The organism is Streptomyces globosus, from assembly GCF_003325375.1.
In the GTDB taxonomy this organism is placed as follows: Bacteria; Actinomycetota; Actinomycetes; order Streptomycetales; family Streptomycetaceae; genus Streptomyces; species Streptomyces globosus_A.
This window is the reverse complement of record NZ_CP030862.1, coordinates 3,463,728-3,489,388: the sequence shown is the minus strand read 5'-3', so window position 1 is coordinate 3,489,388 and position 25,661 is coordinate 3,463,728. Positions and strand designations below refer to the sequence as shown.

Sequence of the window (25,661 nt, the reverse complement as noted above, 5' to 3'; positions counted from 1 at the left end):
GGGTCCGGAACACCTGCACCATGTGAGTTCACTCCCTCGTGCTGCCCGTCCGGGCGAAACACCGGCGGGACGGGCGATCGACGTACAGGCCGCCTGCCCCACCAGGCGGTTTCCATTCGAGGCGGTTCCCCGGGCCGATCTTTGGGCGCTTCCTCCAATATGCCCCGCGGTGTCCGTGCGCGCGTGGCGGGCGGCGGCCGAGCGGAACGCGGCCCGCGGCAGGGAATGCGGTGTGAACAGCGGATTCCCCCGCCCCTCCCATGGGTAGATACGCTAATAATTCCGGCATATCGCTCGCCTGTATGTGTGGGAGGGAGGGCTCGCATGGAACCGTGGCTGCTCTGGCTGATCGCCGCGGCAGGGCTGGCCGTCGCGGAGGTGTTCTCCCTCACCGCGGCGCTCGGGCTGCTGGCCGCGGCCGCCGCCGTGACCGGGGGCGCCGCCGCGCTCGGCCTGCCGGTGCCCTGGCAGTTCCTGCTGTTCACCGCCGTCGCCGCACTCAGCCTGCTGTTCGTACGCCCGACCGTGCTGCGCCGCCTCCAGCCCGCGCAGGAGGCGCGGTTCGGCGTCGACGCGCTGATCGGCAGGGTCGCGTACGTCGTCAGCGAGGTGTCCGGGCGGGACGGCCGGGTGCGGATCGGCGGCGAGGAGTGGACCGCCCGCGCCTACGACGAGACGCTGGTCATCCCTCCCGGCACGGCCGTCGACGTCATCGAGATCAGCGGCAGCACCGCCCTCGTCTACCCCCGGGAGTGAGCCATGGATGCATCGGGGTCCCTGATCATCGCCCTGGTCGTCGCCGTCCTCGCCGTGTTCACCGTGGTGCGGGCCGTCCGGATCGTGCCCCAGGCGCGCGCCCGCAACGTGGAGCGGCTCGGCCGCTACCACCGGACGCTGAAGCCCGGCCTGAACGTCGTCATCCCCTACGTCGACCGCGTGTACCCGGTGATCGACCTGCGCGAGCAGGTCGTCTCCTTCCGGCCGCAGCCGGTGATCACGGAGGACAACCTGGTCGTCGAGATCGACAGCGTGCTGTACTTCCAGGTGACGGACCCGCGGGCGGCCTCGTACGAGATCGCGAACTTCCTCCAGGCGGTCGAGCAGCTCACCGTCACCACGCTGCGCAACGTCGTCGGCTCCATGGACCTGGAGAAGACTTTGACCTCGCGCGACACGATCAACAGCCAGCTCCGCGGTGTGCTGGACGAGGCGACGGGCAAGTGGGGACTGCGCGTCAACCGCGTGGAGATCAAGGCCATCGACCCGCCGCAGTCGATCAAGGACGCGATGCAGAAGCAGATGCGGGCGGAACGGGACAAGCGGGCGGCGATCCTGGCGGCCGAGGGCCAGCGGCAGGCGCAGATCCTGACGGCGGAGGGCGACAAGCAGTCCGCGGTGCTGCGCGCCGAGGGCGCCCGCACGGCGGAGATCCTCAAGGCCGAGGGCCAGTCCCGGGCGATCGACGAGGTCTTCCAGGCGGTGCACCGCAACGACCCGGACCCCAAGCTCCTCGCCTACCAGTACCTCCAGGTGCTGCCGCAGCTCGCGCAGGGGCAGGGCAGCACCTTCTGGGTGATCCCCGGCGAGGTGACCTCCGCGCTGGGGGCGGTCTCCCGGGCCTTCGGGGAGGTCCTCCCGCCGTCGCCGGCGACCCGGGAGCGGGCGGCGGACGGCACCGACGAGACCGCGACGCGGGCCGCGAGCGACGCCGCCCGGGCCGCGGAGGCCGCCGCGGAGGCCCTGGCGGACGCGGCCGAGGCGGACGCCTCCACGGGACGGCTGCCGTAGCCGGCGCCGGGCGCGGCGGGAGTCAGAACGGGTCGATCTCCACATGGCCCCGGGACGCCGAGCAGACGTCCCAGCGGTCGCCGCTGCGGCGCAGCTCCAGGGCCGCCTCGATCCGGCCCCCGGCGGGCGGGGCGAGGTCGACGTTGACGACGGCGCCGTCGCCGCTGCGGGTGGAGGAGACGATGCGGTGCCCGAACTCCGCCGCGAGGGCGCGGAGGGAGCCCTCGGGGTCGCCCCCGGCGGGGCAGCGGGTGTCCGGCCCGGGAGCGGGCGCGCGGGCTCCCCGCCCGACCGGCTCCAGGTAGGAGTCCACCGCCTGGTGCAGCGGGCTCGGGGCGGCGGAGCCGCCGCCGCCGAGGACGACGGCCACGACGGTCCCGGCGGCGGCCAGGGGAAGCCCCACCGCGAGGGCCACCGCCCATCCGCCCGCCCCTTGCCCTGCCCGCACGGCCCCTCCTCCCCCGGCGCCGCGGCGCCGGCCCACGGAGCCGGTCCGGCCGGCCCTGTCGGAGGGGAGGACGCAGGCCCGCGCAGGACCGTTCCCGCACCCGGGCGGGGCCGCGCCGCCTGCCGGGCGGCCTGCCGGATCGACGGCCCCCGCGCGGGACGGGGCGGACGCCGCATGATGGGGGCATGCGTACCCGGTCTGTGCTCGTCTACGACGGTGACTGCGGCTTCTGCACGACCTCGGCGCGGTTCGCCGAGCGGCGCGTGCGGCCCCGCTGCGACGTCGTCCCCTGGCAGTCCGCCGACCTCGGCGCGCTCGGCGTGAGCCGGGACCGCGCCGCGTACGAGGTGCTGTGGGTGACCCCGTCGGGTGCGGTGCACGGCGGGGCCCGGGCCGTCGCGAAGGCGCTGCTGAGCGCGGGCGGCGCCTGGCCGGTGCTCGGCGGCGTGCTCGGGCTGCCCGGGGTGCGGCGGGCCGCGGACGCGGTGTACCGGGTCGTCGCGGCCAACCGGTACCGGCTGCCGGGAGGGACGGCGGCCTGCGCGCTCCCCCGCGATCGGTAAGGGGCTCCCCCGGTGCGGGAAGCCGTACTGGCGCAATGTGTTTGGGAGCGCTCTCAGAGCGGGCGTCCGGCGTTTATCCTGTTCCGCGTCGGACAGCGGCGCGGCGTCGGCCGCGGATGGAGTCAGGAGAGCCTGCCGTGCCGGAGCAGACCACGGGGTCGTCCCGCCCCACGCTGGAAGCCGTCGCCGCGCGGGCCGGCGTCTCACGGGCCACGGCCTCACGGGTCGTCAACGGCGGTGCGGGAGTGCGGCTCCCCCTGGCGGAGAAGGTCCGCGAGGCGGTCCGGGAACTGGGATACGTCCCCAACCACGCGGCGCGCTCGCTGGTCACCCGGCGCCACGGAGCGGTCGCCGTCATCATCGCGGAGCCCGAGTTCCGGATATTCTCCGACCCGTTCTTCGAGAAGCAGGTGCGCGGGATCAGCCGGGAGCTGACCGCCCACGACACCCAGCTCGTGCTGCTGTGGGTGGAGGGACACGGCGACCACGAGCGCATCTCGCGCTACCTGGACGGCGGGCACGTGGACGGGGCGCTGGCGTTCTCGCTGCACACCGCCGACCGGCTGCCCGCGCTGATCGCCCGGAGCAGGGTCCCCGTCGTGTTCGGGGGACGTCCGGTGTCGGGGGCTGAGCCGGCCGTGCCGTTCGTCGACTGCGACAACCGGGGCGGGGCGCGGGAAGCCGTCCGGTACCTGGTGTCGCTCGGGCGGCGGAACATCGGCCACATCGCCGGGCCGGGCACGCAGACGTCCGCGCTCGACAGACTCGCCGGCTACCGGGACGTGCTGGTCGACGCCGATCCCGCGCTGGTGTGCCAGGGCGACTTCACCCGGGAGAGCGGGGCCCGCGCGATGGCCGGGCTGCTGGAGCGGCGGCCCGACGTGGACGCCGTGTTCGCCGCGAACGACCTGATGGCGGCAGGGGCGCTGGGGGCCCTGCGCGAGCGGGGGATCCGGGTGCCGGAGGACGTGGCGGTGGTGGGGTTCGACGACATGGACGCGGTGGTGCGGGCCACGGAGCCGGCCCTGACCACGGTGCGTCAGGACATCGAGGGGATGGGACGGCTGATGGTCCGGCTGCTGATGCGAATGCTGGACGGTGCGGTGGACGCGGCCCCGGCCTCCGTCATCACGCCGACCGGGCTGGTGCGGCGGGAATCGGCCTGACGGGGCGGTGACGACGGGGTGGGGGGGCGGCATCACGGCGGCGGGTGCGGGAAGGCCCCCGCACCCGCCGCCTGTGTGCCGTGGCCGCGGGTGGGTCAGTCGTACGGGATGACGACCACGGCCGTGTCGGTGCCCGTCTGCAGCCGGGAGTCGGCGTTGCCAATGGCGCTCCACACCTCCAGGCGGACTGTTCCGCCGCGCAGGTCGCCGAGCGTGCCGGTGGCCGACTTCAGGCCGCGGGCCTGCCGGTACTCCTCCCAGCCGGCGACCGGGTCGGTGGCGAAGTAGTGGTAGGTCTCCGTCCGGTCGAAGGTGCCGTCGCCGGTGAGGTCGTACGAGATCCGGGCCTGCTGGCCGAGGCCGACGGCGGTGCCGGCGTCCACGGGGAGCCGGAACGCGGTGGCCGCGCCCGCCCTGAGCGTACCGTTCACGCCCTTGGCCTCGTAGACGAGCGGCCGGTACGGTGTGCCGTCGTGGTTGGCGCCGCCGGCCGACGGGACGGTGTCGCTGCCCGCGGTGCCGCCGCCGGCGGTGGTGAGGACGCCGCCGGAGCGGAGCCGGAACGTGTTCCCGGTCGAGGGCTCCGGGCCGGGGCCGGGGCCCGTGCCCGTGGCGGAGGCGGTGGAGCGGGCCGGCACGGTGAGGGTCCTGCCGTCGGAGAAGGTGACGGTGCGGGCGGTCGCCCCGTGGTTGTGGGCCGCGTAGGTGAGGGTGCCGTTCCGGTTGAAGACCGCCGAGGTGGGGATGGATCCGGTCACGGACGGGTCGGGGGCGCCGAGTGCGTCCAGGCTGGTGATCCAGTGCTGGGTGTGCGCCTTGGACTCGCCCGCCTCCGGGGTGTAGCCGGCGTTGCCGGCGTCCCACTTGGCCTTCGCGGCGGCCGGGTCGGCGAGCGACTGGAACTCCCAGAGGATGTCGCGCCATTCGACGGCGGGTCCGCCGTTCTCCCGCTCCATCTCGGCGATGTTGCGGCGGATCGCCTGCCGGTGTCCGCCGAGGTGGAGGGAGCCGCCGGTCACCGGGAGCACGTTGATGCCGTGGATCTCCTCCGGGTTGGCGGTCCACCAGGTGGCGTACGCGGCGCCGCTGCCCCACACCATGCCGGCGGTGTCGTGGCCGAAGGAGGCCGGGAAGACCTGCCCGTCGGCGTCGAACCAGTACTGGGCGATCGCCTCGCCCTCGGTGGCCAGCAGGTAGGAGCCGAGGTCGCGCAGGCCGGTGTCGCCGGTGGCCGAGCCCCACAGTACGAGGGCGGCGCTGAGGTTGGTGGACTCGGAGGAGGACTCCTGGTTGTTGCCGGCGGCGAAGCCCTGGTGGCCGGAGGCCCAGCTGTGGCCGGCGTACACGTCGAAGCCGCGCAGGAACGGGAAGGCGGTGTCGGTGCGGGAGGGGTTCGCGGTGTCGCGGATCAGGGTCTTGACCATGCCGCCCCAGGCGGAGTCGGCGGCCCAGCCGGGGTCGTACTGGGCGGTGATCGCGGCCGCGTACACGTAGTAGCCGTAGTGGAAGTGGTGGTCGTTGAGCTCGGTGTCGCTGCCGTAGGAGGCGGGGTAGCCGGTCAGGGTGCGCCATGTGCGGTCGTAGGAGAACTCACCGGCGCCGCCGGCGGTGAACCACTCCTGCAGGCGCCCCTTGAGCAGGCCGAGGAGCCGGTCGCGGACGGCGGTCTCGCCGATCTGGTCGGCGATCGGCACGAGTTGGGCCAGCTTGCCGAGCGCCTTGCCGGTCCAGTAGGTGTCCACCGCGCCGGAGAACGGGTCGGGCGCGTTCGCGGCCTCCTTCAGCCGGGCGCGGAGCGCGGGGGTGTCGGCCGCGCCCGTGCGCGGCAGGGCCGGCAGCACGGGGGCCGCCTTCTGGGCGGTGGTGAACGAGGCGCCCTCGCGGACCTTCATGGTGCCGCGCGGCGAGACGTACGTGTACGGGGTGAGCGGGTCGCTGGTGTGCAGCCACTGGTGCCGGTAGAGGGCCTGGAGGGTGCCGCGCTCGGTGCCCTCCTTGGCCTCGGTGGAGAGCGTGTAGGTGGCGCGGACGGTGCCGCCGGAGGTGCTCCAGTCGACGCGGGAGCCGGTGACGAAGCTGAAGGCGTACGTGCGGTAGGTCGCGAGCGCGTCCGGTGAGGGCAGGACGGCGACGGAGAAGTAGTTCCGGCCGCCGAGGGCGGCGCTGATCGCGGTCCCGGATACGGTCCAGTCGGTGCCGGTCGGCGCGAAGAGGGCGTAGTGGTGCCCGGCGACGGTGATGCCGAGGACGTTGCCCTGGTCGGCGAAGACGGCCGGGGCGGACGCGGTGGTGATCCGGGCGTCGCCGCCGGAGCCCTGGGCGTACACGAACGGGCTGCCGTGGCCGATGGTGGTGCGCAGGGTGCGGGCGCCGTCGGACCAGTAGGGGGTGACCGTCCAGTCGGACCAGGCGTCGGCCTTCGTGTCGGGCGAGTTCAGGCCGGCGAGGCCGATGGTCAGGTCGCGCTTGTGGGCGAACTCGTACTGGCGGCCGTCCCCGACGACGGCGGGGGTCGTGGGGTAGCCGACGTCCAGTCCGCCGGCGGCCGCCTGGTAGGTGAGGGGGTGGCCGTACATGGGGGTGGAGTACGGGTTGTCGCCGTAGCGCTGGAAGGCGAGGGAGGACCACCAGTCGTTCGTGGGGACGGGTCTGCCCTGGGCCGCCGGGGTCACCTTGGGGGCGACGGGCGTGCCGGTGTTGTTGGTGGGGCCGGAGGTGCCGGCGGGGCGGGTGTCGGAGTAGCTTCCGGCGCCCACCGGGACGGTGGCGGCCGCGGCGGGGGCCGCGGCCGGTCCGAGGCCGATGCCGAGTCCGGCGGCCGCGAGGGCGGCGGCGAGGAGGGGCGGGGCGGCTCGGCGCGGGAGGAGGACGGGCATGCGGGAACACCTCGTGTCGTGGCGGGGGACGTGCGCAGGCGGTGTCGGGGTCGCGTCCGGGAAACACAGGAGAGAGCGCTCTCAGCTGGCCGGAAACGTAGAACTCCCGAAAGAGGGGTGTCAAGAGAGAATGCAGGACGGGAAGTTGATGCCCATTCCGGTCTGTCGCGGCTTCGAGTCTTGACGGATGGCGCGCGCCGTGGGCACGCTCCCCTCGCTTGATGAGAGCGCTCTCAGAAGAGTTCTCCCCCGATCCCGGAGCCCAGGAGGCCCCCATGTCCCACGCCCGAGCCGCCGGAAGAACCGCCGTCCGCCTGGGGGCTGCCGCCCTCGCCGCGGTGCTGCTTGCCGCCTGCGGCGGTGCACCGGAGGGCGCCGCCGGCGGCGCGGACGGCAAGGTCACCGTCACCGTGGACCTCTTCGGCTCCTTCGGATACGAGGAGGCCGGGCTCTACGCCGAGTACGAGAAGCTGCACCCGGGCGTGACCGTCAAGCAGACCGACACCGAGGACGAGGCCGACTACTGGAAGTCGCTGCAGACCCGCCTGGCCGGCGGGGGCGGCCTCGCCGACGTCCAGGCCATCGAGGTCGGCCGGATCGCCTCCGCCGTCCAGCAGCAGGGCGACCGGTTCGAGGACCTCCGCGCCTACGGCGCCGAGAGCCTCAGGTCCGGCTTCCCCGAGGCGAAGTGGGCGGCTGCCACCGGGAAGGACGGCCGGATCGTCGGCCTCGGCACCGACGTCGGCCCGGAGGCCATGTGCTACCGCACCGACCTCCTGGCGCAGGCCGGGCTGCCCACCGACCGCGAGGAGCTCGCGCAGCGGTGGTCCACCTGGGAGGGGTACCTGGAGCTGGGCCGGCAGTACCAGGCGAAGGCCCCCGCGAAGAGCGCCTGGATCGACAGCGTCGGCAGCCTCTACTCCGTCATGATCGGCCAGCAGAAGGAGCGCTATTACGACGCCTCCGGCACGCTGGTCTGGGAGACGAACCCGGCGCTGAAGACGGCGTGGGACACGTCGGTGTCGGCGGCGCAGAGCGGGCTGAGCGCCAAGCTGGACCAGTGGTCGCCGCAGTGGAACCAGGCGTTCGCGGCCGGCTCCTTCGCCACACTCCCCTGCCCGGCCTGGATGCTCGGCTACATCAAGGGCCAGGCCGGCGAGGCCGGCAAGGGCAAGTGGGACATCGCGAAGCTGCCCGGCGGGGCCGGCAACTGGGGCGGCTCGTACCTCGCCGTGCCGCGCGCCGCCAAGCACAAGAAGGAGGCGTACGAGCTGATCGCCTGGCTCACCGCACCCGAGCAGCAGGCCAAGCTCTTCCGCAAGCAGGGCAACTTCCCGTCGGCCACCGGCGCCATCGCGCAGATCGCCGACGCGACCGACCCGTACTTCTCCGGCGCGCCGATCGGGCGGATCTTCGGCGAGGCGGCGAAGGCGGCCCCGGTGCAGGTGCTCGGCGTCCACGACCAGAACATCGCCCAGCAGATCACCAATGCCCTCGGCGAGGTCGAGCGCAAGGGCACGGCGCCCGAGCAGGCGTGGGGGAACGCCAGGAAGGGCGTCCGGAACACCATCGGCTGAGACCCGCGCGACCGGCCGCCCGGAGGCGGGGCCGCGGGCCGGCGCCGCCCCCCGCGCCGCCTCCGCGCCGCCCGCCCCGGGCCGCCCCACCCACTCCATTTGCTCCATCCGCCCCGACTTCCCCGAAGGGCCGCACCGTGACCCTGACCGCACCCGCCCGGACGGCGCCCCCGCCGGCGCCGCCCGGCCGCGCCCCCGGCGCCCGGCGCGCCTGGCGCAAGGCCTCCCCGTACGCCTATATCGCCCCCTTCTTCACCCTGTTCGCCGCGTTCGGGCTCTTCCCGCTGCTCTACACCGCGTACGTGTCCCTGTACCGGGTGGAGCTCCAGACACCCGGCGACATGCAGTGGCGCGGCCTCGGCAACTACACCGCGCTGTTCGGCGACGAGTTCTTCTGGATCTCGCTGCGGAACACCTTCACCATCGGCGTCCTGTCGACCGTCCCGCAGCTGGCGATGGCGCTCGGCCTCGCGCACCTGCTGAACCACCGGCTGCGCGGGCGCACCTTCTTCCGCACGGCGATGCTGCTGCCGTACGCGACGTCGGTGGCCGCCGCCACGCTCGTCTTCTCCCAGCTGTACGGCCGAGACTTCGGGCTGGTCAACTACGTGCTCGGGCTCGCCGGCATCGACCCGGTGGACTGGCAGACCGGCACCTTCGCCTCGCAGGCCGCCGTCTCCACCATCGTCATCTGGCGCTGGACGGGCTACAACGCCCTGATCTACCTGGCGGGCATGCAGTCCATCCCGCACGAGCTGTACGAGGCCGCGGAGATGGACGGCGCCTCCCGCTGGCGGCAGTTCCTCCACGTCACCCTTCCCGGGCTGCGGCCGACCATCGTCTTCACGGCCGTCGTCTCCACGATCGGGGCGACGCAGCTCTTCGGGGAGCCGCTGCTGTTCGAGGGCTCCCTCTCCGGCGGGATCTCCCACCAGTACCAGACCCTCGGCCTGTACATGTACGAGCAGGGCTGGGGCTTCTTCCACCTGGGGCGGGCGGCCGCCGTCGCCTGGGTGATGTTCCTGCTGATCGTGCTGCTCGTCGGCGCCAACGCGCTGATCGCGCGCCGCCGCACCCGCAAGGAGGCCGGCCGATGACCGCGCTCGCCGAACCCCCCGTCGGCCACCGGCCCCCCGGCCGGCCCGCCCGGGGCGAATCCCGCGGCGGAGCCCGTCGCACCCGCTCGCGCGCCGGGCGGACCCTGCAGGGCGGGAGGCTCACCCATGCGGTCCTGGCGCTCGCCGTGCTCGTCTCGGCGTTCCCGCTGTACTGGACGGTCGTCGCCGCCAGCCGCTCCAACGCCGACCTGGCCCGCGTCCCGCCGTCCCTGCTGCCCGGGCCGCACCTGATGCGGAACTTCGAGGCGGTCGTACGGGAGGCCGACATAGGGCGGGCGCTCGTCAACTCGTTCATCGTCTCGGGGTCGATCACCGTCGGCACGGTCCTGTGCTCCACCCTGGCCGGGTTCGCGTTCGCCAAGCTGCGCTTCCGGGGCCGCGGCGCGCTGCTCGCCGTCACCGTCGGAACGATGATGATCCCGCCGCAGCTCGGCGTCATCCCGCTGTTCATGCTGATCGCCGAACTCCAGTGGGTGAACCAGCTGCAGGCCGTCATCCTGCCGGGCCTGGTCTCCGCGTTCGGCGTGTTCTTCATGCGGCAGTACCTCGCCCAGTCCCTGCCGGACGAGCTGATCGAGGCGGCCCGCGTCGACGGCGCCTCCTCCGCTCGGATCTTCTGGTCGGTCGTCGTGCCCGTCGCCCGGCCCGGCATGGCCGTGCTCGGCCTGCTGACGTTCATGGCCGCCTGGAACGACTTCTTCTGGCCCGTCGTCGCCCTCTCCTCCTCCGAGCCGACCGTGCAGGTCGCCCTGCGCCAGCTCGGCGGCGGCTACGTCAACGACCAGTCCGTCGTCATGGCCGGCACCCTGCTCGGCACCCTGCCCGTGCTGCTCGTCTTCGGCCTGCTCGGCCGGCAGATCGTCGGCGGCATCATGCAGGGCGCCGTCAAGGGCTGAGCCGCCGCGCCGGCCCACCCCCGCGCACACCCCCTTCTCACCTCCGGGAGACGCAACGCCATGACCGCGCTCGACGCCCGCCCCCGCACCGGGACGACGCTCCGCTTCCCCGAAGCCTTCCGCTGGGGCACCGCCACCGCCGCCTACCAGATCGAGGGCGCCGCGGGCGAGGACGGCCGCACCCCGTCCATCTGGGACACCTTCAGCCGGACCCCCGGCAAGGTGCGCAACGGCGACACCGGCGACACCGCCGCCGACCACTACCACCGCGTGGACGAGGACATCGCCCTCATGCGGAGCCTCGGCGTGACCGACTACCGCTTCTCCCTCGCCTGGCCGCGCGTCCAGCCGTCCGGGCGGGGGCCCGCCGCCCGCAAGGGGCTCGACTTCTACCGGCGCCTCACCGACCGGCTGCGCGAGGCGGGCATCCGGCCCGTCGCGACCCTCTACCACTGGGACCTCCCGCAGGAGCTGGAGGACGCGGGCGGATGGCCCGAGCGGGAGACCGCCTACCGCTTCGCGGACTACGCGGCACTCGCCGCGGAGGCGCTCGGCGACCGCGTCGCCACCTGGACCACCCTCAACGAGCCCTGGTGCTCGGCCTTCCTCGGCTACGGCAGCGGGGTGCACGCCCCCGGCCGCACCGGCGATGCCGGATCGCTGCGCGCCGCCCACCACCTGAACCTGGCACACGGCCTCGGCGTCCAGGCGCTGCGCGCCGTACTGCCCGCCGGGGCGGAGGTGTCGCTGACGCTCAACCTGCACGCGGTGCGCCCCCGCACCGACACGCCGCAGGACCGGGACGCGGTGCGCCGGATCGACGCCGTCGGCAACCGGATCTTCCTCGACCCCGTCTTCCGGGGGAGCCTCCCGGAGGACCTCGTCCGGGACACCGCCGACATCACGGACTGGTCCTTCGTGAAGGACGGCGACTGCGCCGCGGCCGCCGAGCCGATCGACTCGCTGGGCATCAACTACTACTCCCCCGCCGCGGTCGCGGCCCGCACCCCCGGCGGCGCGGACGCCGCCGGGCCGTCGCCGTGGGCCGGTGCGGAACGGCACGTCCGCTTCGTGCCCGTCACCGGACCGCGCACGGCCATGGACTGGCCGGTCGACGCCGGCGGGCTGCACGAGCTGCTGCTGCGGCTGCGGGACGAACTCCCGCACGTCCCGCTGCTGATCACGGAGAACGGGGCGGCGTACGAGGACTACGCCGACCCGTCGGGCGAGGTGAAGGACCCGGAGCGGGTGGCCTACCTGCACGCCCATCTGGAGGCCGTGCACCGGGCGATCGGGGCGGGCGCCGACGTCCGCGGCTACTTCCTGTGGTCCCTCCTGGACAACTTCGAGTGGGCGTACGGCTACAGCAAGCGGTTCGGCATCGTCCACGTCGACTTCCCCACCCAGCGGCGGACGCCGAAGAGCAGCGCCCGCTGGTACGCGGACGTCATCGCCCGGGGCGGCCTGACCACCTGACAGCCTGACGGGGCGCACCGGAAGGGGTGGGCGGAGGGATGTCTTCCGCCCACCCCCTCCGTCGTCCCCGGTTCCCTGCGCCGGAGTTTGAGGGTGCGTCGGGCGCCCATACGCGGCAGGAAACAGCAGCTGAATGGAGCGCCAGGCGACGCTCAGGCGCGTGGAGGCCGGAGACCTGAGCGAGGAGCAGGAGGAGCGGCTGGGGCTGACGCTGATGCTGCTGGAGGACCGGATGGCGCTGCTGCGCCGCCGCTTCGGCCTGACGGCGGAGGACCTCAACCTGGACCTGGGCCCGCTGGGCCCTGGTGCTGTGGCCGGGAGGAGCCACGTTTGGGGAAGGGCCGGTCGGCCAGACGCAGAGCATGACTGCATCTCGGAAGCCCCACACCAAGTCCCCTTCCGACAACGCCGATTCGAACGGCGGCACGACGCGTGGGCGGGCGGCCGGCGCCGCGGGGAAGGCCGGCGGCGAACTCGGGGAGCACGGTTCCGGCACGCTGACCGCCCTCCCCTCCCAGATCGCGGAGAAGACCACCACCGCCGCCCGGGCACTCCGGTCCGCCGCCGGCCGGGCCGGCCTGCTGTGGGCGCCGGTCCGGGCCCGCAAGGCCGCGGCCGCGGGTACGGCGAGCGGGACGGCTGCGCTCGTCGCCGTCTCGTACGCGGCGGGCCGCCGTGCGGGCCTCCGCCGGCGCGGCCCCCTGTCGCGCCTGACCGGCGGCCGCCTCTGAGACCGCCGCACACCCACACCGCAGGGGGCGGGGGCCCGAAGCCCCCGCCCCCGCCCATGCCCGCGGTCGCTGCCCTTCGGCCTGCGGCGCGGAGGAGCCGCTCACCGGGGCCGCCTGTACATGCTCAGGGCACGGGACAGCCCCGTGTGTCAACAACGATTGACAGCATCATCATGTCAACGTAGATTGACAGCATGACCGATGCGACCGATCTGGCCGCCCGTGCAGGCGACCGTGACCCGCGGGTGGGACTGCGGGCCGTGTCCGCGCTGCGGCGGCTGCTGGAGCAGTTGGAAGCCGTCCAGGTGCGCAGTGCGCGCAACCAGGGGTGGTCGTGGCAGGAGATCGCGACCGAGCTGGGTGTCAGCCGGCAGGCCGTCCACAAGAAGTACGGGAGGCAGTGATGTTCGAGCGATTCACGCAGGACGCACGCGCGGTGGTGAAGGGCTCGGTGGAGTACGCCGAGCGGACCGGCTCCGCCACCGTGACCGGGGAGCACCTGCTGCTGGCGCTCCTCGACCGGGAGGACACCCGGGCCGCGGCGGCGCTGCGCGGGCTGTGCCCGTCGGATCGCCGGCCCGCGGTGGCCGCCGCCCTGGCCGATGCCCGGCGGCGGGCCGGGCTGTCCCGGGCGGACGCGGAGGCCCTGGAGGGCCTCGGCATCGACGTCGGCGCGATCGTGGCCCGGGTGGAGGAGGCGCACGGCCGGGGCGCGCTCGCCGGCGGCCGAAGGGGCGCCGGATGGCGGTCCGGCCGCAGGTCCTTCTCCCGGGAGGCGAAGACGGTGCTGGAGAAGTCCCTCCGGATCGCCCTGGCCCGCAAGGACCGGGAGATCGGCGACGAACACGTCCTCCTGGCCCTCACCACGACCGGCGGGGTCGTCGCGGAAGTCCTTGCGGACCACGGGGTGACGTACACGTCCGTCGAGGCCGCCCTTTCCGTGCCCGTCGCACGCTGACCCTCCGGAGTCGGCAGCACGCCCCGCCTCCGAGGGTCCGGAGCGGTCCCCCGCGTACGGGCGCGGCGGGATCCGCGATCCGGCCTCGACGACGCGCGGGACGCCGAGGCGGCATGGCGGGAGGCCTGCAGGCTGATCCGCCGGCACAACCTAGGCTGACCCCATGGATCTTCAGGCCGAACTGCTCGAACACCCCTACTCCGCCTACGAGAAGCTGCGGGACGCTGCGCCCGTCTGCCGGATCACCGGCACCGACGGCATGCCGGCCTGGCTCGTCACCCGGTACGACGACGTGCGCGCCGCACTCGCCGACCCGCGGCTGTCACTGGACAAGGCCCACGCCAACGAGGGCAGCTACCGCGGGCTTTCCCTTCCGCCGGCCCTCGACGCCAACCTCCTCAACATGGATCCGCCCGACCACACCCGCATCCGCAAGCTCGTGAGCCGCGCCTTCACCCCGCGCCGCACCGAGCAGTTGCGCGCGCCGATCCGCGCGACAGCGGACCGGCTCCTCGACGACCTCGGCCCCGCCGGTACGGCCGACTTCGTCGCCGCGTACGCCGCGCCGCTGCCCGTGATCGTCATCTGCGACCTGCTCGGCATCCCCGAGGACCGCCGCCTCGACTTCCGCGCCTGGACCGACACCCTGATCGCCCCCGACCCGAGCCGGCCCCGCGCCGCGAAGGAGGCGGTGGTGTCGATGCTCAGCTTCCTCACCGAGCTGATCGGCCACAAGCGCAGCCGCCCCGCCGACGACCTCCTCTCCGACCTGATCGCCGTACGCGACTCCGACGGCGACCGGCTCGGCGAGGACGAGCTGATGTCCCTCGCCTTCCTCATCCTCTTCGCCGGCTACGAGAACACCGTCCAGCTCATCGGCAACGCCGTCCACGCCCTCCTGGAACACCCCGCACAGCTGGAGCTGCTCCGCCGGGACCCCGCGCGGCTCCCGGCCGCCGTCGAGGAGTTCGCCCGCTACGAGGGGCCCGCGCTGCTCGCCATCCGCCGCTTCCCGACCGAGGACGTCACCATCGCCGGGGTCACCGTCCCGGCCGGGGAGACCGTCCTGCTGTCCCTCTCGGCAGCCAACCGCGACCCGGCCCGCTTCTCCCGCCCCGACATCCTCGACACCGGCCGCGACACCTCCGGGCACCTCGCCCTGGGCCACGGCATCCACTACTGCCTCGGCGCTCCCCTGGCCCGCGCGGAGACCGAGATCGCGCTGGCCGCCCTCCTGGAGCGCTTCCCCGTCCTCGAAGCCGCGGGCGCCCCGCGCCGACGCCCGTCGCTGCGCGCCCGCGGACTGGCCGAACTGCCCGTCCGGTACGCCGCCGAGGCAGCCCTTCCCGTCTGAGGGGACGGCGGTCAGGCCACCGCCGGGCCGAGGCCGCCCGCCGGGAGCGGTGACCGGCGTGCGGCGGACCTGCCCCGCCGGCTGCGACCATGGGGCCATGCCCCACGCCCTCGTCACCGGCGCCACCTCCGGGATCGGCGCGGCCTTCGCCGAGCAGTTGGCCGCCGCCGGGTACGACCTGACGCTGGTCGCCCGCGACCCGGACCGGCTGGCCCGTACGGCCGACGCCCTGCGCCGCAGCCACGCGGTCCGCGTCAGCGTGCTCGCCGCCGACCTCGCGGCGGACGAGGGCTTGGCGCGCGTCGCGGACCGGGCGGCGGCGGAGCCGCTCGACCTCCTGGTGAACAACGCCGGGTTCGCGCACCCGGCCGGCTTCCTGCGCGTGCCGGCGGCCGACGAGGTGCGCATGCTGCGCGTGCACTGCGAGGCGGTGCTGCGGCTCACCCATGCCGCCCTGCCCGGCATGAACGCACGCGGCCGCGGCGGGATCGTCAACGTCTCCTCCCTGTGGGCGTTCTTCCCGCGCAGTACGTACGGGGCGTCGAAGGCCTGGATCAACGCCTTCAGCCGGAGCCTCTCCGACGCGCGGATCGCCCGTCCGGGCGTGCGCGTCATGGCGCTCTGCCCGGGCTACGTCCCCACCGCGCTCCACGAGCGCTCGGGCCGCGACACCTCCTCGATCCCCCGCGTGATGTGGACCGGCGCGGACTCCGTCGTCCGGACGGCGCTGCGCGACCTGGAGCGGGGCCGGACCGTCTGTGTGCCCGGCGCCCCCAACAAGGCCCTGGTGGTCCTCGGCCGCCTGGCCGGACAACGCTTCGCCGGCCGCGTCCTCCAGCGCCTCGGCTCCCGCCCGCCCCGCCCGGCCCCGTGACCGGCGGGGGCCGCGCACGCCGGTTTCCCGCGCCCCGGGGTACAGGAACCGGACAGTCCGGGGGGCTCGGTGCGGCGGCCCGCCCGCCGCGGGTTACCTTGCCCGCATGATCGTCGGCGCGGTGCCGGTGACCCAAGGGGCGGGGGAGTTCGGATCATGGCCGTTCAGGTGTTCGGCGGTGGTGGTGGGCGGCGGCTGCGGGTGGGCTTCGCGGGCGGGGTGGCGGCATGCGCCGTCCTGCTGTCGGGGTGCGCGCCGTCGGCGGAGGGCGGGAAGGCGGGCGGGCCCGCGTCCTCGCCGCCCGCGTCGCCCCCGGCCCCGGCCCTGGTGATCGGCAAGGAGCAGGCCGAGAAGGTGTTCAACACCTTCGCCTGGGAACAGTCGCAGTTCCGCAAGCCCGGAGGCCAGGAGGGGATCGCCTCGGTCGCGACGGATCCGCTGCTCGCGGAGTACCGGGCGCGCGCGGGGGTGCCGTTCGACCGCGGTACGGCGCCGACGCCGCAGACCGGTCCCGCGTACCTGATCCCGGCGGAACGCGACTGGCCCGGATACCCCCGGTGGTTCGCCGTCGTGTCCCGGAATTACGGCCAGAGGGTGGAGCGGGCCGCGATGATGACCTACTTCACGCAGGCGGAGCCGGGCGGCCAGTGGAAGGCGGCCGCCATGACGTGGATGCACGACAAGCCTGACCCGCAGCTCGCAGAGGGCGAGTTCGAGGACCGCGGGTACGAGCGGTTCGGCTTCGCGGTGCGGGACAAGGAGGTCGCCGCGGTCACCCAGGGCGCGGGCGGTGCCGCCGCGGCGGCGCCGGCCGCGGAGGAGGACCGCCGGGTGTGCGGGCGGTACGCGGACTACCTTTCCTTCACAGCCCCGAACGGCGACCCGGAGAGCGAGCACTTCGCGCCCGGCGAGCTCACCGCCGACGTGGTCCGCGACTACAACCATCCGGAGCAGGAGTCGGGTGGCATGCGGCGCAGCTACCAGCTGGAGGTGACCGGCCCGGCCCTGCCGGTGCTCCGGTTGGCGGACGGCAAGTCGCTGGTGACCTGCTCGTTCGTCCGGACCGACCACTGGCAGGGGTCGTCGTGGAAGGTCCGGTTCGGGAAGGACGACCCCCGCAACGCGCTCCTCGGCGGGGGCTCCACGTACTGGCGGAAGGCGACGATACGGCACAGCATGACGGTCACCTTCGAGGTGCCGCCACAGGGGAAGGCGGACGTGGTGGGCTGCAACTGCCGGAAGCCGGCCCTGCTCTCCGCCGAGGGCACCGCCGCGTAGCGGCGGCGCCGGCGGCCTGCCGTCGGGGTGTCACAGGGCGGTGTCGGGGATCCAGGAGCCGTGGATCATGGCCGGGACGCGCCGCGGGAGGTGGACCGCGGCGACCGGCGGCAGGTCCAGGTCCGAGGCGTCGAGGACCAGGAGGCGGGAGCTGTCGGAGTTGAGGTCGCCGACGACGGTCAGGAGGTACCCGGCGTCCTCGTCACCGCCCGGGCCGGCGGGGACGAACACGGCCTCGCTGGGCAGCCGGCCCGTGCCGAACGGCTTGGTCTGGCGGGCGCCGGTGGCGCGGTCGTACTTCACCAGGGCGTGGGTGCCGTCGCCGAGGTCGTCGGGGAAGGACAGGGCGTACTGGTACCGGTGCTCGCGGCCGGTGTACGCGTCGTTGATGGTCGGGAACTCGACGGTCAGGTCGTCGGTGTGCTCCTGGGTGACGCGGCCGGTGCGCAGGTCGGCGGTCCAGCGGGTCGCGCGGGCACCCGAGTTGGGCTCGGCGCCGCGGTCCGGGGCGCCGGTCCACCAGTTCCAGGAGCGCTGCCAGCCGCGGCGGCCGACGGCCGGGCCCTCGACGACGATGCGGCCGGAGGCGTCCTCGTAGGCGTTGGCGAGGTGCATGGCGTAGCCGGGTTCCAGGTCGAACCACCGGATGTGCGAGGCCCCGCCCTCGCCCCGCGGCATCACACCGATCCGGGCGGGCTGCTCGTCGCTCCAGGCGTACGGGATTCCCGAGCGCTCGGAGGGGTCGAAGGCGACCGATCCCTCCAGGAAGACGACGTGGCGCTCGGTGAGGGCGAAGTCGTGCTTGAGCGCGGCGGTCGCGCCCGGCACCTCCTGGCTGCGCAGCACCGTCCCGTCCGGTGAGGAGACGTGGTGGATCAGGAACGGCGGGAGGGGTGAGGAGGCGAAGAAGTGGAGTTCGCCGGTGGCCGGGTCCTCCTTGGGGTGCGCGGTCATCGCGGAGGTGAGCCTGCCGTTCCAGTCGAAGGCGCCCACGGTCTCCAGCTCGGGCGTCAGCTCGAAGGGCAGGGCGGACTCGCACAGGGCCAGGAGGCGGCCGCCGTGCTCGATGACGTGGGTGCCGGCGGTGCTGGCGGTGAGGTCGGGTCCGTGCTCGGTCATGTAGGGCGCGCCGTCGAGGGCGGGGGTGTGGACCCAGCGGTTGCGGTACCACTCGGCGCGGCCCTCGCGGAGGCGGATCCCGTGGACCATTCCGCTGCCCTTGAACCAGTGGGTGGGGGTGATGCCGGGCTTCGGGTTGTGGCTGTTGCGGATGAGGCGGCCCGTCAGCTCGGGCGGCAGGCTGCCTTCGACGGTGAGCCCGGTGGCGGTGGTCTCGTCGGCGACGGGGGCGTAGTGGCCGGTGAGGTACGGCTTGGCGGTCATGGCGGGCGGTCCTTCCGGGGTGGCGGGGCGGGGTGTGGTGGATGGTCGTGCGGTTCTGCGGGCGGCGGCCGGTCAGGGGCGTTCCGCGGCCGCCTTGAGGGCGGCGAGCCAGAGTCCGAGGGACTCGCGGAGGGCGTGGCGGGCGGCGTCGGGGTCGGCGTCGACGGGGGGCCCGCTCCAGGACTCCTCGGTGCGGACGGCGACCGTGCCGTCGCCCGCGTCCTCGAAGGTCCAGGCGTGGATGCCGTCGATGCCGTGGGCGGGGCCGCCCCAGACGAGGCGCCGGCCGGGAACCGCCTCCAGGACGGTGGAGGTGATGTCAAGTCCGTGGGTGTGCCAGTGGAAGACGGTTCCGACGGCGAGCGGGCCGGCGGGCTCCGCGCGGCTGATGCCGGGGTTCCAGGCGGGCCAGGCGGCGATGTCGGTGTGCAGGTCCCAGAGGCGGTCGAGGGGTGCGCGGACGATGGCGGTGAGCCGGACGACGGCGGGCGCGGACTCGTCCACGGTGGCTGTGTGGCGGCGGGCGGGGCTCTGCGGGTTCAACGGCGGGCTCCTTCGGCGGTGTGGTCGGCGGTGTGGTCGGGCGCCGGGTCCGGGCGGGTGCCGGCCGGGTCGCGGCGGAAGAGCAGCGGGGTGAGGGCCGCGGCCGCGGCGGCGGTGGCGGCGGCCAGCAGGAAGGCGGCGCGGTGGCCGTCGGCGAGGACTGCGGGGCCGGCGGCGGGGTCGCCGCCGGTGACGGCGGCGGCCAGGGTGCCCGTCAGGGCCAGGCCCACGGCGCCGCCGAGCTGGCGGGTGGTGTTGACGAGCCCTCCGGCCACCCCGGAGTCGGCCGGGGGGACACCGCCGACCGCCGCGCCGGTGAGCTGGACGAAGGCCGCGCCGAGTCCGAGGCCGATGAGCGCGGTCGGGCCGGTCAGGGCCGCCGGGCCGGTGGCCGGCGTGCTGAGGAGCGCGAGCCAGGCGAATCCGGCCGCCTGGGCGAGGAGGGCCGCGGCGAGGTTCCGGTGCGGGCCCAGTCGGCGGGCCGACCGCGGGGCCAGCCAGGATCCCAGCATGGTGGCGGCGGCGAGCGGGAGTTGGGCGAGGCCCGCGGCCAGGGGGCCAAAGCCGAGGACCTCCTGCTGGAGCAGCGGCAGGTGGAAGAACAGTCCGACCCAGACGGCGCCGACCAGGGCGCTCAGGAGGTTGGCGGGGGCGACGAGCCCCCGGCGCAGCAGCCCCGGCGGCACGAGCGGCGCCGGGTGCCGGCGCTCGGCGTACAGGAACAGGAGGAAGAGGAGCACGGCGGCGGCGAGCGGCCCGAGGACGTACGGGTCGGCGGGGCCGTGGGTGCGGACGGCGGTGACGCCGTGGACGAGGGAGGCAGCGGAGGCGGTGACGGCGAAGGCGCCGAGGAGGTCGGGGCGGGGCCGGACCGCGGCCCCGAGCGGAGGGGCCGGGTCGGCGGGGACGCGGCGGAGCGTGGCGCCGAGGACGAGGGCCGCGCCGAGGCCGCAGGCGTGGAAGATCCAGGGCCAGCCCAGCACCTCGGCCAGGACGCCGCCGAGCAGCACACCGGCCGCACCGCCCGCCCCGGAGACTGCTCCCCACACGGCCAGGGCACGGGCCCGGGCGCTGCCGGGCGGGTGGAACCGGACGACGAGGGCGAGGCCGGCGGGGGCGGCCGCGGCGGCGCCGACGCCCTGCGCGGTGCGGGCGGCGATGAGCACCCCTGCCGTGTCGGCGAGTCCGGCAGCCACGGAGGCGACGGCGAAGAGGCCCAGGCCGGCGGTCAGGACCCGGCGGGCGCCGGCCAGGTCGGCGGCCCGGCCGCCGAGGAGCAGCAGGGCGCCGAAGGCGAGGCCGTAGGCGTTGACCACCCAGGACATGCCGGTGTCGGACAGTCCCGCGCCGTCCCGGATCTGCGGGAGGGCGACGTTGACGACGGAGGTGCTGAGGACGACGACGAACTGCCCTGCGGAGAGCACGGCGAGCGGGTACCTGCCACCGGCGGCGTGCGGCATGGCGGGTGTCTCCCTTCGTAAAGTATGTGTGATTGACCACTCACTTCGAGGGCCCGAGAGAGGGCGGCGTGCCGGATGACCGGCAGCCGCCCGTCCGGAGCCCGGGACGCGGCCGCGGGGCTCAGTAGTGGGTGATGCCCGCGGCGAGGATGCGCATCCACGGGGCCTCGGCCACACCCCCCGCCTCCCCCGCGTCGGCGACGCCGAGCGAGACGACGAGATGGCAGAGCATGCCGACCGCGAAGAACTCCTGCACCTGCCGCTCACTCCCTCCGGACACCCCGCGGACGTATTCGACGACCTGGGCATACCCGGCGCGTACCGCCTCGCGGATCACCGGCTCGGACACGGCGGCCGCCTGGGCGTGCAGTTGGACGAGCAGCAGTTCGTTGTCGCTGATCAGTCGGGCGTACGCGTCGCCCATGGACGCGAGGACCGATTCCGGCGAGGCCCCCTCCGCCTCGGCCGCGCCGCGTTCGAGGGCGGCGCGCACCTGGGCGAAGCAGTGCTCGACGACCGCTGCGAACAGGGCCTCCTTGTTGGGGAAGAGCCGGTAGACGTAGGCCTGCGAGATCCCGGCCGCCTTGGCGACCTCCGTGGTCGTGGTGCCGAAGTACCCCCGGGCCGCGAAGGCGCCGATCGCGGTGCGGAGCACGGTTCCCCGGCGCTCGTCCGCGGTGGAGAGCCGGCGCCGCCGGCCGCCCTGCTGCTCGGTCTGCTGTCCCGTCTGCATATGAGTAATAAACCACTCACACCTGCGGGCGTCAACCCTCGCCGCCGCGCCGCGGGCCGCACCACCCGTGCGGGCGCTCCGGGACGGCGCCGCCTCCCGACGACGCGCCGACGCCGGCCGCCGGGCATTCCGCGAGCACTGAGTCCCTCTAGGCCGATCCGATGAGATGACCGCAACTTGCCGCCGCGTCGGCTCCCCGTTCACCGAAAGCGGGAGAAGCTCCATCTGGTTCCGGCCGGATCCCACACACGTTCGTACGAGGCACACCTGTACGGAGACGTACGGAAGAGGAGCAGAGCTATGCGTTCTGTACAGCGGGCGACCAGGCGTACCTGGGGCATGCGGGCCTTCGCCCTCCCGGCCGCCGTCGTGTTGGCGGGGCTGGCTTCGCCGGCCGTGGCGGCGGGGCCGGTCCCGGTGGGCGGCGAGGGGGACCGCGGCGGAGGAGCGGTCGCCGCGCCCGTCCCCGGGCCCGAGGCCGCCAAGCCTGCGGCCGGCGCCGTGGACCAAGGCGACAAGGACGACAAGGACGACGGCAAGGACAGCAAGAAGACCACCAAGAAGCCCAAGACGACCAAGGGCGAGAAGGGCGACCGCGGCCCCAAGGGCGAACGCGGTGAGAAGGGCGAGCGCGGCGAGCCCGGGCCCAAGGGCCCGAAGGGCGACAAGGGCGACAAGGGGGAGAAGGGCGAACGGGGCGAGAAGGGGCCGAAGGGCGACCGCGGCCACGAGGGGCCGTGCGTCGAGATCGACACCGTCTCCTACACCCCGGACGGCGAGTTCAGCGTCGCCCTCAACCACGACCGGGCCTTCGTCGGCTACCGCAGCAGCCTGTACGCGCCGTACGTGTGGCGGGACCTCTCGACCCGCGACAACCCGGGCTTCCCCCGCAACGCCTGCGCGGCCTCGGTGTCCCTCGGCGTACCGGCGGCCGGCCCGCAGGTGTACGTGAAGGTGATCACGCGGGGCGGCGACGTGTACGAGACGAGCTGCACCTACACGCTGCCCGTCACCCTGGACACGCTCGTCTGCCCCTACGGCTGGACGGCCCTGGCGACACCGCGCCCCACGCCCTCCCCGACGCTGCCCGTGCCGACACCGGCGGGAGCCGGCGCGGAGGGAGCCGATGCGGGCGCGGCGCCCGCACCGCAGCCGGTGCCGAAACCCGCCCCGCATCCGGCCGGCAAGCCCGCCGAGGAGGGCCCGGTACGCCTGCTGCCCGCACCGGGCGTCTGATCACCGCACCTCGCCGCCGCGTGGCGCCCTGCCGGGGCGCGACGCGGCGGCTTCGCGGCTGCTGTGGGGCGCGCGGGTGTCAGCCCGCCTGTTCCGAAGCGGCGGAGGACAGGTCGCGTCCCCAGGTGGTGATCAGGCGGGCGCTGCCGTCCGCGAGCCGGTAGGACATGCCGACGACCGCGGTGCGGCCCGCGGCGACCCGCTCGGCCAGGGCGCGGGAGCGCTCCATCAGGAGACTGACCGTGTGGCGGATGTGCTCGTCGACGATGTCGTCGCCGGACGTGAGGCCGGCGGCGCGGGCGGCCAGGACGCTGGGCGTGACCCGCTCGATGACGTCGCGGACGAATCCGGTGGCCGTCACACCGTCCTGGAGCGCGGAGCGGGTGGCGGCGACGGCGCCGCAGGAGTCGTGGCCGAGGACGACGACGAGCGGGGCCTCGAGGACGCTGACCCCGTACTCGATGCTGCCCAGCACCTCGGTGCCGGCCACGTGTCCGGCGGTGCGGACGACGAACAGGTCGCCCAGCCCCTGGTCGAAGATGATCTCGGCCGCGAGGCGGGAGTCGGAACAGCCGAACACGACGGCGAACGGGCGCTGCCCGGGGGCCGTCTCCGCGCGGCGGGCGGCATCCTGGTTGGGGTGTTGTGGCGTGCCGGCCACGAACCGCTCGTTGCCGGCGAGCATGGTCTGCAGGGCCGTTGAGGGCGTGAGGGTGTTGGCGTCGGTCATGCGAGCAGACTACGGCCCCCTTCCGCACGCCGTACCGGCGGGTGGGCGATCTTTCTCGGCGCGTCAGGCCCGGGGCGCGTGCCCCGGCGGACGGGGGTGCTGGCCGGGGCCGGTGGGCGACCCGCTCAGCGGGGTGGGCGACAGGGTCGCGGGCTCCTCGCCCGCCTCCAGGAGGGTGTCCGCGGAGCCGACGATCAGCGGGTCGGGGTGGCCCACCGCCTTCTCGTCCTTGCTGGCGTAGTCGATCCTCCACAGCAGGCTGCGCATCGCCTCCAGCCGGGCGCGCCGCTTGTCGTTGCTCTTCACGACGGTCCAGGGCGCGTGCTCGGTGTCGGTGGCGCGGAACATGGCGACCTTCGCGTCGGTGTACGCGTCCCACAGGTCGAGGGAGGCGAGGTCGGTCGGCGAGAGCTTCCACTGGCGCACCGGGTCGACCTGGCGGATCGCGAAGCGGGTGCGCTGTTCGGAGCGGGAGACCGAGAACCAGAACTTGACCAGCAGGATGCCGTCGTCGACGAGCATGGCCTCGAAGGCCGGGCACTGGTGCAGGAAGCGCTCGTACTGCTCGTCGGTGCAGAAGCCCATCACGCGCTCCACGCCGGCGCGGTTGTACCAGGAGCGGTCGAAGAAGACGATCTCCCCCCGGGCGGGCAGGTGGGCGGTGTAGCGCTGGAAGTACCACTGGCCGGCCTCGCGCTCGGTCGGCTTGTCGAGGGCGACGATGCGGGCGCCGCGGGGGTTGAGCCGCTCGGTGAAGCGCTGGATGGTGCCGCCCTTGCCGGCGGCGTCGCGGCCCTCGCAGATCACGACCACCCGGGCTCCGGTGTCCTTGACCCAGCGCTGGAGCTTCAGCAGCTCGATCTGCAGGATGCGCTTGGCGCGCTCGTACTCGGGCCGGCGGATCTTGCGGGTGTACGGGTAGTTCTCCCGCCAGGTGCGGATGGGCTGCCCGTCGGCGTCGAGCAGGACCGGCTGCTCGGGCCGGCTGGCGTCCACGCTGAGCCCTTCGAGGAGCGCCCCCTCGGGGCCCGGAGCGGGCCGCCCCGGGCCCTGCCGCCGGCCGCCGTCTTCTTCCTGCCCCTGCCCCTGCGCGTCCATGGCGGACGTATACCCCCGGGCCGGGCGGCGCTATCGCCGGCCTGCGGTGTCGTACGCGTATGCCGGCCGGTCGGCATACGGGGCCGGGAACGGCCAAGGAGGTAAAAACCCGGCCGCCCCCGTCACGCGGCGGTCCGGCCGGGGAATGCGCGCAGGTATGCCCCAGATGATCAGCACGCTCTCCCGCTTCGCCGGCCGGCACCGCGAGCCGGTCGCGGTCCAGGCCCTGCGCTCCACCGCCGCCGCCGTCATCAGCTACGTGATCGCGCTGCGGCTGAGCAGTGAGCCGGCGCCGCTCACCGCACCGCTGACCGCGCTGCTCGTCGTCCAGGTCACCCTCTACTCGACGCTGACCACGGGCATCCGCCGGGTGAACTCCGTGGTCGCCGGGGTGCTGATCGCGATCGGCTTCAGCGTCCTGGTGGGGCTGACGTGGTGGAGCCTGGGCCTGGTCATCCTGGCGTCGCTGCTGGTGGGCCACCTGGTGCGGGTGGACGAGTTCGTGCCGGAGGTGGCGATCAGCGCCATGCTCGTGCTGGGCGTCACCCAGGTGGCGGACACCGCCTGGGACCGGGTGCTGGAGACCCTGATCGGGGCAGCGGTCGGACTGCTGATCAACCTGGTCGTCGCGCCTCCGGTGTGGGTCGGCCCGGCGAGCAGCGCGATCACCGACCTCGCTGCCCGGATGAGCCGGCTGCTGGGCCACCTCGGCGAGGACTGGCCGTCCGGGCGCGCGAAGGTGGAGGAGGCCGCGGCCCGGCTCCACGAGGCGAGGCGCCTCGACAACGACATCGCGCTGGTGGACGCGGCCCTGCGGCAGGCCGAGGACAGCCTGAGGATGAACCCGCGGGTCAAGGAGGGCCTGCTCTCCCGGCTGGTGCTGCGGACCGGGCTGGACACGCTGGAGATCTGCGCGGTGGTCCTGCGGGTGGCCTGCCGGACGCTGACCGACCTGGCGAAGGCCCGGCCCGACAGCCCGCTGTTCACCGCCGAGGTCAAGGCGGCGCTGCGGGAGCTGCTGGACCACACGGCCCGGGCGGTGGAGAGCTTCGCCCAGCTGATCACCGCGCAGGTCAGCGCCAACGCGGAGAAGGCGGAGGAGCGGCTGGCCGGGGAGCTGCTGGTGGCCCGGGCGAGCCGCGACCGGCTCGCGGACCTGATGCTGGCGAAGGTGCAGGAGGATCCCGCCGAATGGCAGCTGCAGGGCGCGCTCCTCGCCGAACTGGACCGGGTACTGGACGAGCTGGGCGTGGACAAGCGCTCGCAGCGCCTGCTGGAGGAACTCGACCGGCACACCCGTGCCCGGCGCGCGGGCCGCTTCGCCCGGCGCGGGCGGGACGGCGCGGAGCGGCGCGCGTGATCCGGGGCGGCGGGC

Annotated in this window: 24 protein-coding genes and 1 pseudogene; 17 read left to right on the top strand and 8 right to left on the bottom strand. The window is 74.3% G+C overall.

Annotation, left to right across the window (positions count from 1 at the left end):
• Positions 1 to 324: 324 nt before the first annotated feature.
• Both C0216_RS15180 and C0216_RS15175 read left to right on the top strand, forming a co-directional pair.
• On the top strand, positions 325 to 756 hold the full coding sequence (locus tag C0216_RS15180) for an NfeD family protein (RefSeq protein WP_114055810.1): 432 nt from the start codon (positions 325 to 327) through the stop codon (positions 754 to 756).
• Positions 757 to 759: 3 nt separating this feature from the next.
• Positions 760 to 1,788, top strand: coding sequence for an SPFH domain-containing protein (locus C0216_RS15175; protein ID WP_114055809.1), 1,029 nt, complete (start codon positions 760 to 762; stop codon positions 1,786 to 1,788).
• A gap of 22 nt (positions 1,789 to 1,810) precedes the next feature.
• Here the strand turns inward: C0216_RS15175 and C0216_RS15170 are convergent, their stop codons facing one another.
• The gene (locus tag C0216_RS15170) at positions 1,811 to 2,236 is read right to left on the bottom strand and encodes a hypothetical protein (protein WP_162793211.1); all 426 of its coding nucleotides are present in this window, start codon (positions 2,234 to 2,236) and stop codon (positions 1,811 to 1,813) included.
• Between the two features lie 185 nt (positions 2,237 to 2,421).
• On the opposite strand from C0216_RS15170, the gene C0216_RS15165 reads away from it, so the two are divergent.
• Both C0216_RS15165 and C0216_RS15160 read left to right on the top strand, forming a co-directional pair.
• Positions 2,422 to 2,799, top strand: a complete 378-nt coding sequence (locus tag C0216_RS15165) for a thiol-disulfide oxidoreductase DCC family protein (RefSeq protein WP_114055807.1) — start codon at positions 2,422 to 2,424, stop codon at positions 2,797 to 2,799.
• A gap of 116 nt (positions 2,800 to 2,915) precedes the next feature.
• On the top strand, positions 2,916 to 3,965 hold the full coding sequence (locus tag C0216_RS15160) for a LacI family DNA-binding transcriptional regulator (RefSeq protein WP_114055806.1): 1,050 nt from the start codon (positions 2,916 to 2,918) through the stop codon (positions 3,963 to 3,965).
• A gap of 95 nt (positions 3,966 to 4,060) precedes the next feature.
• Here C0216_RS15160 and C0216_RS15155 read toward each other — a convergent pair whose 3' ends face one another.
• Positions 4,061 to 6,841, bottom strand: a complete 2,781-nt coding sequence (locus C0216_RS15155) for a glycosyl hydrolase (protein WP_114055805.1) — start codon at positions 6,839 to 6,841, stop codon at positions 4,061 to 4,063.
• Between the two features lie 275 nt (positions 6,842 to 7,116).
• Here C0216_RS15155 and C0216_RS15150 point away from each other — a divergent pair, with 275 nt between their 5' ends.
• From C0216_RS15150 to C0216_RS15105, 11 genes and pseudogenes are all read left to right on the top strand, one after another.
• On the top strand, positions 7,117 to 8,418 hold the full coding sequence (locus C0216_RS15150; RefSeq protein ID WP_114055804.1) for an extracellular solute-binding protein: 1,302 nt from the start codon (positions 7,117 to 7,119) through the stop codon (positions 8,416 to 8,418).
• 137 nt (positions 8,419 to 8,555) lie between these two features.
• The gene (locus C0216_RS15145; RefSeq protein ID WP_114055803.1) at positions 8,556 to 9,515 is read left to right on the top strand and encodes a carbohydrate ABC transporter permease; all 960 of its coding nucleotides are present in this window, start codon (positions 8,556 to 8,558) and stop codon (positions 9,513 to 9,515) included.
• A complete protein-coding gene (locus C0216_RS15140; RefSeq protein ID WP_114055802.1) occupies positions 9,512 to 10,432 on the top strand; it encodes a carbohydrate ABC transporter permease in 921 nt (306 codons plus the stop codon). Before C0216_RS15145 ends, C0216_RS15140 begins: the two co-directional genes overlap by 4 nt.
• 60 nt (positions 10,433 to 10,492) lie before the next feature.
• Positions 10,493 to 11,908 carry a GH1 family beta-glucosidase gene (locus C0216_RS15135; RefSeq protein ID WP_114055801.1) on the top strand — a complete coding sequence of 472 codons (1,416 nt, stop codon included), beginning with the start codon at positions 10,493 to 10,495 and terminating at the stop codon, positions 11,906 to 11,908.
• Positions 11,909 to 12,041: 133 nt separating this feature from the next.
• Positions 12,042 to 12,212: pseudogene (locus tag C0216_RS15130) on the top strand (gas vesicle protein K); the annotation flags it as partial.
• Between the two features lie 58 nt (positions 12,213 to 12,270).
• Entirely contained in the window at positions 12,271 to 12,639 is a 369-nt protein-coding gene (locus C0216_RS33480) for a hypothetical protein (RefSeq protein WP_162793078.1), read from the top strand.
• Positions 12,640 to 12,833: 194 nt separating this feature from the next.
• Positions 12,834 to 13,043, top strand: a complete 210-nt coding sequence (locus C0216_RS15125; protein WP_030315760.1) for a helix-turn-helix domain-containing protein — start codon at positions 12,834 to 12,836, stop codon at positions 13,041 to 13,043.
• Positions 13,043 to 13,597: a Clp protease N-terminal domain-containing protein gene (locus C0216_RS15120; protein WP_114055800.1), complete on the top strand. Its 555-nt coding sequence runs from the start codon at positions 13,043 to 13,045 to the stop codon at positions 13,595 to 13,597. The genes C0216_RS15125 and C0216_RS15120 overlap by 1 nt, the downstream gene beginning before the upstream one ends.
• Positions 13,598 to 13,760: 163 nt before the next feature.
• Positions 13,761 to 14,951 (top strand): cytochrome P450 family protein, encoded by a 1,191-nt coding sequence (locus tag C0216_RS15115; protein ID WP_114055799.1) that lies wholly within the window; start codon positions 13,761 to 13,763, stop codon positions 14,949 to 14,951.
• Between the two features lie 97 nt (positions 14,952 to 15,048).
• Positions 15,049 to 15,825, top strand: coding sequence for an SDR family NAD(P)-dependent oxidoreductase (locus tag C0216_RS15110; RefSeq protein WP_114055798.1), 777 nt, complete (start codon positions 15,049 to 15,051; stop codon positions 15,823 to 15,825).
• A 156-nt stretch (positions 15,826 to 15,981) separates the two neighbouring features.
• A complete protein-coding gene (locus C0216_RS15105) occupies positions 15,982 to 17,103 on the top strand; it encodes a hypothetical protein (RefSeq protein WP_162793210.1) in 1,122 nt (373 codons plus the stop codon).
• Positions 17,104 to 17,133: 30 nt separating this feature from the next.
• On the opposite strand, the gene C0216_RS15100 is transcribed toward C0216_RS15105, so the two are convergent.
• From C0216_RS15100 to C0216_RS15085, 4 genes are all read right to left on the bottom strand, one after another.
• Complete coding sequence (locus C0216_RS15100) at positions 17,134 to 18,486, bottom strand: carotenoid oxygenase family protein (protein ID WP_114055796.1); 1,353 nt, start codon at positions 18,484 to 18,486, stop codon at positions 17,134 to 17,136.
• A 72-nt stretch (positions 18,487 to 18,558) separates the two neighbouring features.
• Positions 18,559 to 19,029, bottom strand: coding sequence for an SRPBCC family protein (locus tag C0216_RS15095; protein WP_216827085.1), 471 nt, complete (start codon positions 19,027 to 19,029; stop codon positions 18,559 to 18,561).
• Complete coding sequence (locus C0216_RS15090) at positions 19,026 to 20,489, bottom strand: MFS transporter (RefSeq protein WP_114055795.1); 1,464 nt, start codon at positions 20,487 to 20,489, stop codon at positions 19,026 to 19,028. Before C0216_RS15090 ends, C0216_RS15095 begins: the two co-directional genes overlap by 4 nt.
• A 121-nt stretch (positions 20,490 to 20,610) precedes the next feature.
• Complete coding sequence (locus C0216_RS15085) at positions 20,611 to 21,222, bottom strand: TetR/AcrR family transcriptional regulator (RefSeq protein WP_114055794.1); 612 nt, start codon at positions 21,220 to 21,222, stop codon at positions 20,611 to 20,613.
• A gap of 300 nt (positions 21,223 to 21,522) precedes the next feature.
• Between C0216_RS15085 and C0216_RS15080 the strand changes: the two genes are divergently transcribed.
• Complete coding sequence (locus C0216_RS15080; RefSeq protein ID WP_216827084.1) at positions 21,523 to 22,458, top strand: collagen-like protein; 936 nt, start codon at positions 21,523 to 21,525, stop codon at positions 22,456 to 22,458.
• Between the two features lie 79 nt (positions 22,459 to 22,537).
• Here the strand turns inward: C0216_RS15080 and C0216_RS15075 are convergent, their stop codons facing one another.
• On the bottom strand, positions 22,538 to 23,188 hold the full coding sequence (locus tag C0216_RS15075) for a carbonic anhydrase (protein WP_114055792.1): 651 nt from the start codon (positions 23,186 to 23,188) through the stop codon (positions 22,538 to 22,540).
• A gap of 63 nt (positions 23,189 to 23,251) precedes the next feature.
• Positions 23,252 to 24,286, bottom strand: coding sequence for a polyphosphate kinase 2 (ppk2, locus tag C0216_RS15070; RefSeq protein WP_114055791.1), 1,035 nt, complete (start codon positions 24,284 to 24,286; stop codon positions 23,252 to 23,254).
• A 157-nt stretch (positions 24,287 to 24,443) separates the two neighbouring features.
• On the opposite strand from ppk2, the gene C0216_RS15065 reads away from it, so the two are divergent.
• A complete protein-coding gene (locus C0216_RS15065; RefSeq protein ID WP_114055790.1) occupies positions 24,444 to 25,646 on the top strand; it encodes an aromatic acid exporter family protein in 1,203 nt (400 codons plus the stop codon).
• The last annotated feature ends 15 nt before the right edge of the window (positions 25,647 to 25,661 follow it).

What these genes read in the sequence shown, in the direction of transcription:
- C0216_RS15180 (WP_114055810.1), top strand. Translation starts at nt 325, where the DNA reads ATGGAACCGTGGCTGCTCTGGCTGATCGCCGCGGCAGGGCTGGCCGTC.
- C0216_RS15175 (WP_114055809.1), top strand. Translation starts at nt 760, where the DNA reads ATGGATGCATCGGGGTCCCTGATCATCGCCCTGGTCGTCGCCGTCCTC.
- C0216_RS15165 (WP_114055807.1), top strand. Translation starts at nt 2,422, where the DNA reads ATGCGTACCCGGTCTGTGCTCGTCTACGACGGTGACTGCGGCTTCTGC.
- C0216_RS15160 (WP_114055806.1), top strand. Translation starts at nt 2,916, where the DNA reads ATGGAGTCAGGAGAGCCTGCCGTGCCGGAGCAGACCACGGGGTCGTCC.
- C0216_RS15155 (WP_114055805.1), bottom strand. Translation starts at nt 6,841, where the DNA reads ATGCCCGTCCTCCTCCCGCGCCGAGCCGCCCCGCCCCTCCTCGCCGCC.
- C0216_RS15150 (WP_114055804.1), top strand. Translation starts at nt 7,117, where the DNA reads ATGTCCCACGCCCGAGCCGCCGGAAGAACCGCCGTCCGCCTGGGGGCT.
- C0216_RS15140 (WP_114055802.1), top strand. Translation starts at nt 9,512, where the DNA reads ATGACCGCGCTCGCCGAACCCCCCGTCGGCCACCGGCCCCCCGGCCGG.
- C0216_RS15135 (WP_114055801.1), top strand. Translation starts at nt 10,493, where the DNA reads ATGACCGCGCTCGACGCCCGCCCCCGCACCGGGACGACGCTCCGCTTC.
- C0216_RS33480 (WP_162793078.1), top strand. Translation starts at nt 12,271, where the DNA reads ATGACTGCATCTCGGAAGCCCCACACCAAGTCCCCTTCCGACAACGCC.
- C0216_RS15125 (WP_030315760.1), top strand. Translation starts at nt 12,834, where the DNA reads ATGACCGATGCGACCGATCTGGCCGCCCGTGCAGGCGACCGTGACCCG.
- C0216_RS15120 (WP_114055800.1), top strand. Translation starts at nt 13,043, where the DNA reads ATGTTCGAGCGATTCACGCAGGACGCACGCGCGGTGGTGAAGGGCTCG.
- C0216_RS15115 (WP_114055799.1), top strand. Translation starts at nt 13,761, where the DNA reads ATGGATCTTCAGGCCGAACTGCTCGAACACCCCTACTCCGCCTACGAG.
- C0216_RS15110 (WP_114055798.1), top strand. Translation starts at nt 15,049, where the DNA reads ATGCCCCACGCCCTCGTCACCGGCGCCACCTCCGGGATCGGCGCGGCC.
- C0216_RS15105 (WP_162793210.1), top strand. Translation starts at nt 15,982, where the DNA reads ATGGCCGTTCAGGTGTTCGGCGGTGGTGGTGGGCGGCGGCTGCGGGTG.
- C0216_RS15100 (WP_114055796.1), bottom strand. Translation starts at nt 18,486, where the DNA reads ATGACCGCCAAGCCGTACCTCACCGGCCACTACGCCCCCGTCGCCGAC.
- C0216_RS15090 (WP_114055795.1), bottom strand. Translation starts at nt 20,489, where the DNA reads ATGCCGCACGCCGCCGGTGGCAGGTACCCGCTCGCCGTGCTCTCCGCA.
- C0216_RS15085 (WP_114055794.1), bottom strand. Translation starts at nt 21,222, where the DNA reads ATGCAGACGGGACAGCAGACCGAGCAGCAGGGCGGCCGGCGGCGCCGG.
- C0216_RS15080 (WP_216827084.1), top strand. Translation starts at nt 21,523, where the DNA reads ATGCGTTCTGTACAGCGGGCGACCAGGCGTACCTGGGGCATGCGGGCC.
- C0216_RS15075 (WP_114055792.1), bottom strand. Translation starts at nt 23,188, where the DNA reads ATGACCGACGCCAACACCCTCACGCCCTCAACGGCCCTGCAGACCATG.
- ppk2 (WP_114055791.1), bottom strand. Translation starts at nt 24,286, where the DNA reads ATGGACGCGCAGGGGCAGGGGCAGGAAGAAGACGGCGGCCGGCGGCAG.
- C0216_RS15065 (WP_114055790.1), top strand. Translation starts at nt 24,444, where the DNA reads ATGCCCCAGATGATCAGCACGCTCTCCCGCTTCGCCGGCCGGCACCGC.